The sequence below is a fragment of the Arthrobacter glycogeni genome (genome assembly GCF_054511155.1).
The window spans coordinates 1-12,364 of the sequence record NZ_JBTNDE010000039.1; the positions used below are offsets into that span (position 1 = coordinate 1).

General features: G+C 62.8%; 12 protein-coding genes. 9 read left to right on the forward strand and 3 right to left on the reverse strand.

Features of this window, described 5'->3' with window-relative positions; all coding sequences use genetic code 11:
* The first annotated feature begins 29 nt into the window (after positions 1-29).
* Positions 30-515: a hypothetical protein gene (locus ACX80O_RS16380; protein WP_459334127.1), complete on the forward strand. Its 486-nt coding sequence runs from the start codon at positions 30-32 to the stop codon at positions 513-515.
* A gap of 57 nt (positions 516-572) precedes the next feature.
* Here the strand turns inward: ACX80O_RS16380 and ACX80O_RS16385 are convergent, their stop codons facing one another.
* Together ACX80O_RS16385 and ACX80O_RS16390 are read right to left on the reverse strand one after the other, a co-directional pair.
* Positions 573-1,340, reverse strand: coding sequence for an IclR family transcriptional regulator (locus ACX80O_RS16385; protein WP_459334128.1), 768 nt, complete (start codon positions 1,338-1,340; stop codon positions 573-575).
* 90 nt (positions 1,341-1,430) lie between these two features.
* Complete coding sequence (locus tag ACX80O_RS16390) at positions 1,431-2,282, reverse strand: carbon-nitrogen hydrolase family protein (protein WP_459334129.1); 852 nt, start codon at positions 2,280-2,282, stop codon at positions 1,431-1,433.
* Positions 2,283-2,602: 320 nt separating this feature from the next.
* Between ACX80O_RS16390 and ACX80O_RS16395 the strand changes: the two genes are divergently transcribed.
* The 6 genes from ACX80O_RS16395 to ACX80O_RS16420 all read left to right on the forward strand — a co-directional run bounded on the left by ACX80O_RS16395 (position 2,603) and on the right by ACX80O_RS16420 (position 8,142).
* Positions 2,603-3,436 (forward strand): DUF6282 family protein, encoded by an 834-nt coding sequence (locus ACX80O_RS16395; RefSeq protein WP_459334130.1) that lies wholly within the window; start codon positions 2,603-2,605, stop codon positions 3,434-3,436.
* A gap of 119 nt (positions 3,437-3,555) precedes the next feature.
* Positions 3,556-4,200, forward strand: a complete 645-nt coding sequence (locus ACX80O_RS16400; protein ID WP_459307643.1) for an ABC transporter permease — start codon at positions 3,556-3,558, stop codon at positions 4,198-4,200.
* The gene (locus tag ACX80O_RS16405; RefSeq protein ID WP_459334131.1) at positions 4,197-5,417 is read left to right on the forward strand and encodes an ABC transporter ATP-binding protein; all 1,221 of its coding nucleotides are present in this window, start codon (positions 4,197-4,199) and stop codon (positions 5,415-5,417) included. The genes ACX80O_RS16400 and ACX80O_RS16405 overlap by 4 nt, the downstream gene beginning before the upstream one ends.
* On the forward strand, positions 5,414-6,196 hold the full coding sequence (locus tag ACX80O_RS16410; RefSeq protein WP_459334132.1) for an ABC transporter permease: 783 nt from the start codon (positions 5,414-5,416) through the stop codon (positions 6,194-6,196). Before ACX80O_RS16405 ends, ACX80O_RS16410 begins: the two co-directional genes overlap by 4 nt.
* Positions 6,197-6,224: 28 nt before the next feature.
* Complete coding sequence (locus ACX80O_RS16415; protein WP_459334133.1) at positions 6,225-7,166, forward strand: ABC transporter substrate-binding protein; 942 nt, start codon at positions 6,225-6,227, stop codon at positions 7,164-7,166.
* A 55-nt stretch (positions 7,167-7,221) separates the two neighbouring features.
* Positions 7,222-8,142 carry an alpha/beta hydrolase gene (locus tag ACX80O_RS16420; RefSeq protein ID WP_459334134.1) on the forward strand — a complete coding sequence of 307 codons (921 nt, stop codon included), beginning with the start codon at positions 7,222-7,224 and terminating at the stop codon, positions 8,140-8,142.
* A 98-nt stretch (positions 8,143-8,240) separates the two neighbouring features.
* Here the strand turns inward: ACX80O_RS16420 and ACX80O_RS16425 are convergent, their stop codons facing one another.
* Positions 8,241-11,108 (reverse strand): FAD-binding and (Fe-S)-binding domain-containing protein, encoded by a 2,868-nt coding sequence (locus ACX80O_RS16425; RefSeq protein WP_459334135.1) that lies wholly within the window; start codon positions 11,106-11,108, stop codon positions 8,241-8,243.
* A gap of 54 nt (positions 11,109-11,162) precedes the next feature.
* Here ACX80O_RS16425 and ACX80O_RS16430 point away from each other — a divergent pair, with 54 nt between their 5' ends.
* Entirely contained in the window at positions 11,163-12,041 is an 879-nt protein-coding gene (locus ACX80O_RS16430; RefSeq protein ID WP_459334136.1) for a GntR family transcriptional regulator, read from the forward strand.
* Between the two features lie 69 nt (positions 12,042-12,110).
* Positions 12,111-12,364 (forward strand): hypothetical protein (locus ACX80O_RS16435; RefSeq protein ID WP_459334137.1); only part of this gene is annotated, 254 nt, incomplete at its 3' end.

Here is a 12,364-nt window from a genome sequence, read left to right on the forward strand (position 1 = left end):
GGGCGTAATAGTCCTTGTAGTGTGTGGATATGTCTACTGGATTTATGGTGGCCCTCGCCTTGGTTCTCCTACTGATGCTGCTCTCGCGGTTATTGATTCCAGGACTTCCGTCGAGCAGGGCTGCAACACGATTGACTGCGCTGGACTTGGCCCTGGCCGCAGTGGGTCTCATGGGACTGGTCCTACACTGCGCTTCAATGTTTTATCGGTCTTTGGTTGCTGCCATACCGGGGACTGCAGACATCATCAGCCAGATAAATTCGATGGGCACGGCAAGCATGATCTGGTATATCGTTCCATCCCTTTTGCTGATGGTCGGCTTGCGGCGGCAGAATGCAGTGGCATTGATTGTTCTCGCGGTCGCACTGATTGCGGTCGGCGTCACCATGTACAACGGCACACCAGTCCCGACACACGTGAACACCATCTTCGCGGCAGCCGCCATAAATGGGGCAATAATGTTTCTCCTCGTCACCCCGCCGTGGCAAAACAAAACCCTGGCTGCGCAAAACTAACCAGATTCACCCGCCATCTCCTGAAGTGGCGACGCTTCCCGGCGGTAGGTGCGTCGATCAGATCGATGTGGCTGCTGGAAGCGGTTGCCGTAGGCTTCCGGCAGCAGCAACTAGGTGCGAGCCGAAGAGGTGTATGTGGTCTTCGATCCGCGGCGCGGGGCCGGAGATGTTTAGCGCGGCGATTATCCTGCCGGAGAAGTCTCGTACCGGAGTGCCAATGCCGATGATCTCGGGGTCGAAGATCCGGTTTGCCACAGAGTATTGCCGTTGTCGGGACCGCTTTATTTCTTCTAGGAAGGCCGTTGCCTGGCTTTGTGACGGGTTGGCGTCCGATGTCTGTGCGATCTCGAGGATCTGGTCGTCGTCGTGGTCCATCAGCAGTGCCATCCCGCTTGAGCTGCGGCCTACCGGGATGGTCCGTCCCACCCAGCCTTGGGTTTCGATGGATCGGCGTGAGCTTTCAGATCGCACGGTTAGTACTTCGCCGTCGCTGAGGACTGTGAGGTGGGTGCGTTCTCGGACGTGATCGGTGAGTTTGCGCATTACTGGGCCGGCTTTTTTGGCTAGGTGCTGGTCGCCGGCGCGGGATGCTAGCGCGTACAACCTCCAGCTCAGTTCAAAACAGCCGGTGGGATCCCGCGATACCAGTCCTGACTCGAGCAGGCTTTTCAACTGCCGGGACACGATCGATTTGTCGCGGCCCAACGCTCGGGAGACCTCGGAAACGGTCATTCCGTGGGGGTATGACACTGCATCCGCCGTACCGAGCACCTCCAACACGGCCATAATCTTGGCTGCCCCGCTTTGCTTCTGCCCCGTGCTCATGACGCAAACTCTAGGATCCAGATGTGATATTTGCAACTGTAGGTGCGCAATCCGTAATCCTAATTTGAGCTTACAACGATTGCATGCTTCTCAGAGGTCGTCCGCTGCGAGCCTGCCGGCTTCGCGGGCAATAAGGTCGGCCCGGGACTCCTGGAGGAGTGGCCACTGGCGTCGCAGTAGCCGCAGTTCGCCCAGATCGAGTTCGACATCTAGCTGGCCGGGGTCGGATCCTAGCTGGCCGAGAACTTCACCGGAGGGGTGGATGACGCGCGAGCCGCCCCAGAAGTCCCGCTGGTTTTCCTCTCCGCACCGGTTGACGAAGACCACGAAGGACTGCAGTACCACTGCAGCGTGCAGCAGAAGAATCTCCCAGGCCCGCTCTGTCGGTACGCCGACGTGGCTCGTTGCGCTGTTGACGGGCACCACCAAAACCTCGGCGCCCGCATGAGCGGCGAGCCAGGGAATGGCGGGTTGCCAGGCATCGTTACAGATCAGCACCGACAGGCGGGTGTTCAGTAGGTCCTCGCAATGCAACTGTCCGCCGGGGCGGAAATGCTTGCGCTCTTCCCATCCGCGGTAGGTGGGCAGGAACATCTTTCGCTGGATCCGGGCCTCACCGTCGCTCACTAGGGCCGCGCTGTTGAAGGTGTGGTGGCGGAAGGCTTCGGCGAAGCCCACCACGGCTGCCGGGCCATGCCTGCCTAAGCCCAGCAGGCGCTGATCTGTGGGCTGCAGCGGCATCGCGTCAGGTACTTCACTCAGGTGGTAACCGTGGGTTGCCAGTTCGGGGAGCACTACCAGATCGCTGTCCGTGGCGGCTGCAATCAACGAGTCGATCTCCCGCAGGTTACCGTCGACGTCGCCCAGCGTGGGATCGGTCTGCAGCAGCCTGACCTTCAACCTGTCGCTCTTGATGGTCCCATCCTCAGCAGCTATATTCACTGGCAAAATCCCCTTCTTGGGCGGGATAACCCACCTGGTTCGCGGAGTGAACCTTACTCCGGTAATCGTGTGCACCACTATTCATGCCGGATGCTGTAGCCGCAATTGCCGGTGCATAAATCGCAACTCCGGTTCCGGGGCCCGAGACGGACCATTGGAAGTGTGCTGTGGGACAGGATAAACTTGTGGTTGCATATTTTGCATCACAGTGTTGCGTAGCTCACACTTCGCTCTTAGAGTCGTCCGCATGAACCTGGGAAGAAATCAGAGTGGATTGACCCCGCCCGGAGCGGTGCCGGCAGGCGGAAGGTTATCGGCTGATGTTTGATGTTCACGTCCATGCCGCGCCGGACGTCATCGATCGCATCGGCTATGACGACCAGATCTGCGCCCAGTACGCCGCCGATGGTTTCAGCGGGTTTGTGCTCAAGGGGCACCAGGAATCGACCGTCGGACGGGCGAAGACGCTGGCACGCACGTCGGGACTCGACGTCGTCGGCGGCATCGTACTTAACCGGCCGGCCGGTGGCATCAATCCGGCAGCTGTTGCTGCGACCCTCCACAGCGGAGGTCGTGTCATCTGGTTTCCTACCGCTGATGCGCATACCCAGGAAAGTGCTGGGCTGCCCAGGTTAAGTGACCTTCAACCTCGGCTGAACCGCTCCACTCTTTCCACGCCTCCGGTGCTGGCTACCGACGACGAGCAGCTGAGGAACATCTATCTGGTTCTGGATCTGATTGCCGACTTCGACGCCGTCCTGTGCACGGGACATCTCAGCGCTGCCGAATGTTGGTGGCTCTTCGACGAGGCCGGGAAGCGGGGAATCACCCGGTTCCTGCTCACGCACCCGTCCTATACCGTTCCGGCGATGAGCGTAGCGGAAATCGCCGGGCTGGCCGAACGCGGCGCTTACGTCGAAATCACGGCTTACCAGCTCTGGCATCAGCCGGAGATGACCGAAGCGCTGCTGGCCGAGGTGGCCCGCGCCGCCGGTAATCGCCTGATTCTCTCCTCCGACGCCGGTCAGCCGAACAGCCCCCAGCCCCCGCAGGCCCTGAGGGAACTCATTGACCGGCTGGCTTCTCAGGGCCTCGACCACAGCTGGCTGCAGGCCAGCGCCTCCGACAATCCCAGGAAGCTCGTGCTTTCATGACCCTTCCCCTATCCATCAACTTGACCCGCCAGCACGCATGCGCCGTCGGCAGCGGCGGCATCGGACCGGCTGTCGGCCATCCCTCCATGACCCCCGGAGCCACTGGAGGGGTGAACTGAATGAATTTCTTCGAATTCCTCGTCAACCGCAGCGATGACATGCTCGAACTCGGTCTGGGGCACGCCGCCGTCGTCGGCGTCTCGGTGCTGCTGGCCACCGTCATTGGTGTGGGAGTGGGCATCGCCACCTACCGGCGTCCACGGCCGCGCGAGGCGGTGCTCGCCGTCGCCGGCGCATTCCTGACCGTCCCTTCCTTCGCGCTCTTCATCCTACTGATCGGCCCGCTCGGCCTCGGGGCCATGCCGGTGGTGGTTGCGCTGACCATGTATGGGCTACTGCCGATCATCCGCAACACCATCACCGGGCTCCGGGAAGTGGATCCGGCGATTGTCGAATCCGCCAGCGGCATGGGCATGAACCGCAGGCAGCAGTTGCTGCGGATCGAACTGCCCCTGGCATGGCCGGTGATCATCACGGGTGTCCGCGTGACTTCCCTGGTGCTGCTCGGCATCGCGGCCATCGGCTCGATCGTTCTCGGCCCCGGCTACGGCGAGATGATTTTCACGGGCCTGGCCCGCGTGGGCACGCCGGTGGCCGTCAACCTCGTCCTTGCCGGCACCCTCGGCATCATTGTTCTCGCCGTACTGTCCGATGTCTTGTTCTACGTCATCCGCAGGCTCACAACCTCCCAAGGAATCCGATGATCAGTTCACCCACCACCACCCAGCCGCCCCGCAAGGTCATGATCCGGTTGGAGAACCTCACCAAGCGGTTCCCCGGCCAGACGCAGAACGCTGTCGACAACCTCACCCTCGATATCTACGAGGGCGAAATCGTGGTGCTGGTCGGCCCGTCCGGCTGCGGTAAGACCACCACCATGAAAACGATCAACCGGATCATCGAACCGACCTCCGGCCGTATCATTCTCGACGGCGAAGATGTTACCACCGCGGATCCGGACACCCTCCGGCGCCGGATCGGTTACGTGATCCAGCAGGTGGGCCTGTTTCCGCACATGACGATCGGCGAGAACATTGCCACCGTGCCCAAGCTGCTTGGCTGGGACAGTAAGCGGGTCGCTGCCCGGGTGGATGAGTTGCTTGAGATGGTCAACATGTCACCTGCCGAGTACCGCGACCGGTACCCCAAGCAGTTATCCGGCGGGCAGCGCCAGCGGGTGGGTGTGGCAAGGGCACTCGGCGCGGATCCCGATGTGATGCTGATGGACGAACCGTTCGGCGCGATCGACCCCATCACCCGCGACCGACTGCAGAACGAGTTCCTGCGCCTGCAGTCGGAGGTCCGCAAGACCATCGTCTTCGTCACCCACGACATTGATGAAGCCATCAAGATGGGGGACCGCATCGTGATCTTGCAGGAAGCGTCGCGGATCGCCCAGTACGACACCCCTGAACGGATCCTCACCGCGCCTGCCAATCAGTTCGTCGCCGACTTCATCGGCAAGGGGGCGTCGCTGAAACGGCTGAACCTCAGCCGGGTTGCCGACATTGGGTTGTCCTCCTGGCCTACCGTTCCGGTGGGTGCCGACGCTGCCCAGGCGCTGGCTTTGCTGGCCAGCGCTCAGCAGGAATCGGTGCTAGTTCTCGACGGTGCTGGCCGCCCCCTCTGTTGGGCGGACGCCGCGGATCTGCAATCAGCCTCCGGTGCATCCCTTGATGGGATCGGCGTTCCCGCTGAAGGCATGGTTCAACCCACTGCGACCTTGAACGACGCGCTCAACGAACTGGTAGCCGCTCGAAACAGTGTCACCCTGGTGGTCGATTCCGACGGCGTCTACCTGGGCGTAGTGGATATCCACCGGATCAACGAGGCAATCCGCACCATGCGCAGCACTTCGGCCGCCCAGAATGCCGCCGATCTCGCAGCACGCACGCCGGCGGGAGCCGGTGACCGGCCATGACCACCCACGCACGCGACCAAGACGTCGTCGTCCGGACCCCTTCGCGGGGCCGCCGCCGCTCTCTTGCGGGGTATGTGGTCATGCCGGTAATTCTTGCGCTGGTGTGCCTTGGCCTGTACCTGTATGTCAGTACGCAGGAGTTGGACAGCATTGAGGCCCGCTCGCTCAATGCAGCGTCGCTGGGCAACGCAACCTGGGAACACATCCAGTTGACCGCTGTGTCGACACTGCTCACCCTCATCGTTGCTGTGCCGTTGGGTGTCCTGCTCACCCGCCCCTTCACCCGCCGGATCCGGCCCTATGTGCTGACCATCCTCACGCTAGGTCAGGCAGTCCCGACGATCGCGGTGCTGGTACTGCTGGCCGTGGCGTTCTTGTTCCTAGGTTTCCAGGCAGCGGTAGTGGGCCTGGTGCTGTACGCCATCATCCCGGTGCTGCTGAACACCATGGTGGGCTTGGAACAAGTAGACGAATCCGTGTTGGAAGCCGGCCGGGGAATGGGTATCTCGAAGTTCGGGGTGCTGCGGCGGCTGGAACTCCCGCTGTCCGTACCAATCATCCTGGCCGGGGTGCGGACCGCACTAGTCATTAACGTCGGCACGGCCACCCTCACCACCTACATCAACGCAGGCGGCCTGGGCGACATCATCGTGGCCGGGCTGTCCACCAACCGGGTCCTGATTCAACTTGTCGGGGCCGCCCTCACCGCCGTCCTGGCCCTGCTCATCGATTACCTGGCCGGTATCGCCGAAGACTTCCTGCGCCCCAAAGGGCTGTAAGACCATCACAACCACTAGAAGAGGAACCATGAACACAACATCCGCTCAGGCGAAAACCCTCACGGCCATTGGTGCCGGCCTTGTCCTCATGCTGACCGCCTGTGGTGGCGGGGATGCCGGTGGTGGTGCGGCCGCCGACGGTGAGCTCGCCGGTGCCGAACTGTCCGTCGGCTCCAAAGAATTCACCGAATCCATCCTGCTGGCCCAGATCACCGCAGCCGCCCTGGAAGACGCCGGTGCAACGGTCGAGGACAAGACGGGAATCTCCGGCAGTGCCACGGTCCGAGAAGCACTGGAAACCGGGGAGGTCGACATGTACTGGGACTACACCGGTACCGGTTGGGTCAACATCCTCGGCAACACCACGGAGAACCCTCCCGAGGACCTGTACGCCGCCGTCGTCGAAGGCGATGCCGCCAACGATATTGCCTGGCTGGAGCCAGCACCGTTCGAAAACACCTACCGCATTGCCGTTCCCACAGCCTTCGCCGAGGAAAACAGCCTCACCACCATGACCGACGCGGCCGCCTACATTCAGGCGAACGCGGATGACGGCGTGGTCTGCGCCGCCAGTGAGTTCATCAACCGCGACGACGGGCTGCCCGGCCTGGAGTCCGCCTACGGTTTCGAATTCAGCAGCACTGTTGAACTGGACCTGAACCTGATCTACACCCAGATCGGCGAAGAATGCAGCTTCGGCGAAGTGTTCTCCACGGACGCCCGCATCGTTTCCAACGAACTGACAGTCCTCGAAGATGACCAGGCGTTCTTCGTCGAGTACCAGGGCGCGATGACCCTCCGCCAGGAAACCCTCGACGAATACCCCGCCATCGCCGAGATCATGGCGCCGATCAATGAAGCGCTGACCAACGAGACCATCACCGAGCTCAACGGCAAGATTGACAACGACGGCGAAGAGCCGCGCGACGTCGCCGACGAATGGCTCGAGAGCGAGGGCCTGATCGGCTGATCAGGTTCCACCCCCATCCCCACCAAGCTTCACACGAAAAACAGAAGGAAACACAGTGATTGAGAAGGAAACTACGTTCTACAGTGAGGGAAGCCGCCTGAAGGCCACCCTGTATTACCCGGACGACTTGCCGGCAACTGGCCCGCATCCGGCATTGATCGTCAACTCCGGGTACCAGGGCTTCAACGAGTTCTACCCGAAGATGTTCGCCAAGAACATGACCAAGCGCGGCTACATCTGCCTGGGCTTCGACTACCGCGGGATGGCGGACAGCGAGGGCGCGAAGGGCACCGTCCTCATTGAGCAGCAGGTTGAGGACATCCGCAACGCCATCACGTTTATGCAGTCCCAGGAGGATGTGGACGATCACCGGATTGGGCTGATCGGCTGGGGAATGGGAGCAGCGAACGTGGTCCTCGCCGGCGGCAAGGCCCGCAACGTTGCGGGAGTGGCTGCGCTGAACGGCTTTTACGACGGCGAGAGGTGGCTGAAGTCGATCCACACGTACGACGAGTGGACCCGCATCGTTGACCAAGTTCAGGAAGACCGCACACAGCGGGTCCTTGAGGGCGAATCAAAGATGGCCGACACGTTCGCCCACTACCCCCTGGACCCCGCCACTGAGGACTATGTGGGGAAGGAACTCTCCCAGGTGTACGGCTTTGGGCACCCCACGCGGGTGCAGTTCACCGAGTCCATCATTGACCTGAAGGTGGAGAAGTCGGTTCAGGACCTAGCGCCGTCGCCCCTGTTCATCGGACACGGGTCCCGCAACACGCTGCACCCCTACGACGAGGCAATGTCCCTCTACGAGGCGGCGTCATCGCCCAAGACGCTGTACACGATCGATGGACGCCATAACGACTTCATGTACGGCGACCACCCGGAATTCCTGATCCTCTGCGACCGTCTGCAGGAGTTCTTTGATTCCGCATTCGCGGCAAGCGCGTCGCCGATCCGGAGCGTTTCGGCTTAGCTCCACCCGGATGCGAGGAAGGGGCCTACCAGTGGTAGGCCCCTCCCTTTGCCGTTTCGGGGCACACTTCAGAAAAGACTAGCGGCGAGCCGCAGCGGTTAGTCTCTGGGTGCCGCGGGGTCCAGCAACTGGGCGAGGTGGATGCCGCGGCGGTCACTGAGGTCCTCCAGCTGGGTGCGGCAGGAATAGCCATCGGCCAGCACGATGGTGTCATCGCCGGCTGCTCGCACCGCCGGCAGGAGTTGTTGCTCGGCCACCGCCACCGAAATGTCGTAGTGGCCGCGTTCCACCCCGAAGTTTCCGGCGAGGCCGCAGCACCCTCCGAGTTTCTGCAAGGTGGCGCCAGCTCCCTCAAGCAGCGCGGCGTCGGGGCTCCAGCCCATTACCGCGTGGTGGTGGCAGTGTGGCTGCGCGACGACGGTGGTCCCCTCGAGTGACGGCGGTGTGTAGCCGGGCGCCTTGGCGAGAAATTCTGCCAGCGTGTGGGTGGCATTGGCGACTTGACCCGCTGTCGCACGACCCAGCAGCTCGAGAGCATCTGAGCGCAGGACACCGGTACAGGACGGCTCAAGCCCCACGATCGGAATGCCCTCCTCAACGTATTTACCTAACACGTCGATACTTGTGCGCAGGATTTTCCGGGCAGCGTCGAGCTGGCCGGTAGAGATCCACGTCAGGCCGCAGCACACGGGCGCATCTGGAATCCGTACCTCGTACCCGGCGGCTTCCAGCACCCGCACTGCGGCTTTTCCTACCTCGGGCGAGAAATTGTTGGTGAACGAATCCGCCCATAGCAGCACCGGCGGGCGGGCCACGGACGCCGCGGCGGCCTGGCGCGCTTTGAACCAGCCGTGAAACGTCTGCGGCGCGAATGCGGGAATGTTCCGGCGCTGATCCACGCCGGCAAACCTGAGACCTAACTGGCGGGCCCCGGGCAGCCGTACCAGAGCATTCACCAGCCGCGGTGCGTACGCTGCGAAACCTGCCCAGCGGGGCAACCAACCCAGCGAATAATGAGACGCCGGCCGAATCCGGCCCTTATAGCTTTGGTGCAGCACCTCGGCCTTATAGGCTGCCATGTCAATGCCGGTGGGGCAATCCGACGCACAGCCCTTGCAGGACAGACAGAGGTCCAAGGCATCGTGTACCTCGGGCGCCCGCCAGTTCGGGGCACTGTTTTTCACACCATCGACGGCGCCGCCGGTGACGCTGCCGTTGATCATTTCCTGCAACACCCTGGCCCGGCCCCGGGTGGAGTCCTTCTCCTCACGCGTCGCGATGTAGGACGGACACATCACTGTCTGGTTGTCGGTGTGAGCTGCGCGGCACTGGCCCACACCGGTACAGCGGTGAACTGCCTGGCTGAAGTCGCCGGCGTCGTGCAGGTATCCGAAACCTAGTCCCGAACGCAGCGGACCCGCCTCTGCAGCCCGGACGTTCGCGTCCAGCGGTTCCGGATCCACCAGTACTCCCGGGTTGAGGATATTGTCCGGATCGAGGATGCCCTTGACCTTTCCGAACAGTGAGATAGCCGCTGGAGAATACATGAACGGCAGGAGCTCGCTGCGTGCCCGGCCATCGCCGTGCTCGCCCGAGAGCGACCCGCCGTAGCGCGCCACCAGGGCGGCGGCGTCGGTAAGGAACGCACGGAAAGCTGCGGTGCCGTCCTCGCGGTGGAACGGGAAATCGAGGCGGACATGCACACAACCGTCCCCGAAATGTCCGAACGGGAACCCGGTCAGGCTGTGAGTGAGCAGGAGGTCATCGAAATCGCGGAGATAGTCGCCCAGCATTTCCGGCGGAACTGCCGCGTCCTCCCAGCCGGCATGCGCCGGCGCCCCGGCGGGTGATCGGCCTGCAAGCCCTCCGCCGTCCTCGCGGATCCGCCACAGTGCGGCCGCCTGACGGGAATCCCCGACGATCCGGCAGTGCCGGGCAGCTTCGATGCGACTGACCCGTGCCGCCCGGTCGGCAACTTCCAGGGCATCATCTCCGGAGATCTCGACGAACAGCCAGGCGGCGCCGCCAGGGAGTTCAGGCACGGCCTGAGGACCCTTGCGGGTGCGGACCACTTCGACGATGCGTGAATCTAACCCTTCGCACGCAGTGGGTTTGAAGGGCAGCACGGCGGGTACGGCGTCGCCGGCGGCCCCAATGTTCTCGAAACCGAGCACCACCAGCGTCTTGTAAGGCGCGTCGGCCACCAGCCGCACACCCGCCTCAAGGACGACGGCCAGTGTGCCTTCGGTGCCTACCAGCATCCGGCGCAGGTCGAACCCACGCTCAGGCAGCAGATGCTCCAACGAATAGCCAGAGACCTGTCGACCGAACCTCCCGAGCTCTGTGCGGATGGTACCCAATTCTGACTTCACCAATAAGCGCAGCGCATCGGTTTCCGGGGAGGACGGCGTGCCGTCCGCGTCCAAGTGAAGCCGCGTGCCCGAGCCGGTGACCACGTCGAGGTGGGTCACGTTATCCGCGGTGCGCCCATAGGCAAGCGCACGGGAGCCGCAGGCGTTATTGCCGATCATCCCGCCCACTGTGCACCGGTTATGGGTGGAAGGATCGGGACCAAACCGCAAACCATTGGCCAGCGCCACCTTCTGCAAGGTGGCGTGGACCGCCCCGGGCTCAACGACGGCGGTGCGCGCCTCGACGTCAAACTCCATGACCTTATTCAGGTGGCGGCTGAAGTCGATAACAACACCGGGCCCGATCGCATTGCCGGCGATCGAGGTACCAGCACCGCGCGGCGTAAAAGGGACACCACGTTCACGGCAGACCTCGAGCGTGGTGAGGACTTCGTCCAGGTGTCGCGGAAAGACCACCGCCGCCGGCTGCACCCGGTACAGGGACGCGTCGCTGGAATAGGCCGCTCGAGAAGTTGCATCCGCCCGAGCATCCGCGACACCACGGGACTGAAGTTCGGATACAAAGGAAGTGGGGGCTGTAAGTGACGTTGCCATGAGTAACATGTTACTCCAGGGTGTCCAGCGCCTCCGCAGACTAATCTTGGAGTCATGTCACAATCATCCAGCGATACCGGCGATCACCGGATGCGTCCACCCACCCTCACCGACCGCACCATCGACGCGGTGCGTGAGGGCATTCGGAACGGCAGGCTGGTACCCGGCAAGCTGTACTCGGTATACCGGTTGGCTGATGAGCTGGGTGTCTCCCGCAGCCCGGTCCGGGATGCCCTGCTCCGGTTGGCGGAAACAGGAATGGTGGCGTTCGAGCGTAACCGGGGCTTCCGTGTGGTCCTTCCTAGCGCGCGGGAGCTGACCGAGATCACCGCCGTCCGCCTCGCCCTGGAGGTTCCAGCCGCAGAACGTGCGGCCATTCGGGCGCAGGAGTCCGACCGGGGGGCCTTGGAGGCGGAGCTCGAGGCGATGCGGGTGTCGTTCACGGTCGGAGACGAAGCCGCCTTCCTCGTGCATGACCAGCGGTTCCATGCGCTGCTGCTGGACCTCGCGGGCAACGCGCATGTCACTCGGATCATCGAGAATCTGCGCGATGCCACCCGCCTGGTCGGCATCTCCACCATTCGGAGGTCCCGCTCATTGGAGGATGTGTACCAGGAACACCGGCCGATCCTTGACGCCATCCACCAGGGGAACCCCTCCGCGGCGGGTGCAGCCATGCGGCGTCATCTGGAGTCGACAGGGCGGCTGCTACTGCAAGAAGCTGCGCGCGAATCTGACACGGATCCGGACTTCAACGCGCTTTGGAGCGATCTGGTGGGTCATCCACCTGTGGACGGGTGGAGCCCGAAGGACAGAGCTAAAAGCCGTCCACCTGTGGGTAAACCGCCGGAGCAGTTCCCGGTCGAGATGGGAACGAGCATCGAAACCAAGCCACTCCTAGCAACCTCGATCCGGATAAAACCCCAGCTATGAGCCCACTCGTAAATTAACAGCTTTTTGAGACACACCAACTGTAATTCAAGGAAAAACCTTACTTCCGACATGGCGGCACTGCTTCCATTACGGAAGCCTGTCTCGCCGTGTAACACCCAACCGGCTGCAGACCCGCTGGATGGAGCCGCGAAACGCTTCACGGGCCTCAACCAATCGGTGGTGGTGCCGGTTCGGTTGGCGGTGGCAGAGGTGGTGGTGGTGCCGGTTCGGTTGGCGGTGGCAGAGGTGGTGGTGGTGCCGGTTCGGTTGGCGGTGGCAGAGGTGGTGGTGGTGCCGGTTCGGTTGGCGGTGGCAGAGGTGGT

Excerpts from the sequence above, each read along its gene's own strand:
- ACX80O_RS16380 (WP_459334127.1), top strand. The coding sequence starts at position 30 with ATGTCTACTGGATTTATGGTGGCCCTCGCCTTGGTTCTCCTACTGATG.
- ACX80O_RS16385 (WP_459334128.1), bottom strand. The coding sequence starts at position 1,340 with ATGAGCACGGGGCAGAAGCAAAGCGGGGCAGCCAAGATTATGGCCGTG.
- ACX80O_RS16395 (WP_459334130.1), top strand. The coding sequence starts at position 2,603 with ATGTTTGATGTTCACGTCCATGCCGCGCCGGACGTCATCGATCGCATC.
- ACX80O_RS16400 (WP_459307643.1), top strand. The coding sequence starts at position 3,556 with ATGAATTTCTTCGAATTCCTCGTCAACCGCAGCGATGACATGCTCGAA.
- ACX80O_RS16405 (WP_459334131.1), top strand. The coding sequence starts at position 4,197 with ATGATCAGTTCACCCACCACCACCCAGCCGCCCCGCAAGGTCATGATC.
- ACX80O_RS16410 (WP_459334132.1), top strand. The coding sequence starts at position 5,414 with ATGACCACCCACGCACGCGACCAAGACGTCGTCGTCCGGACCCCTTCG.
- ACX80O_RS16415 (WP_459334133.1), top strand. The coding sequence starts at position 6,225 with ATGAACACAACATCCGCTCAGGCGAAAACCCTCACGGCCATTGGTGCC.
- ACX80O_RS16425 (WP_459334135.1), bottom strand. The coding sequence starts at position 11,108 with ATGGCAACGTCACTTACAGCCCCCACTTCCTTTGTATCCGAACTTCAG.
- ACX80O_RS16430 (WP_459334136.1), top strand. The coding sequence starts at position 11,163 with ATGTCACAATCATCCAGCGATACCGGCGATCACCGGATGCGTCCACCC.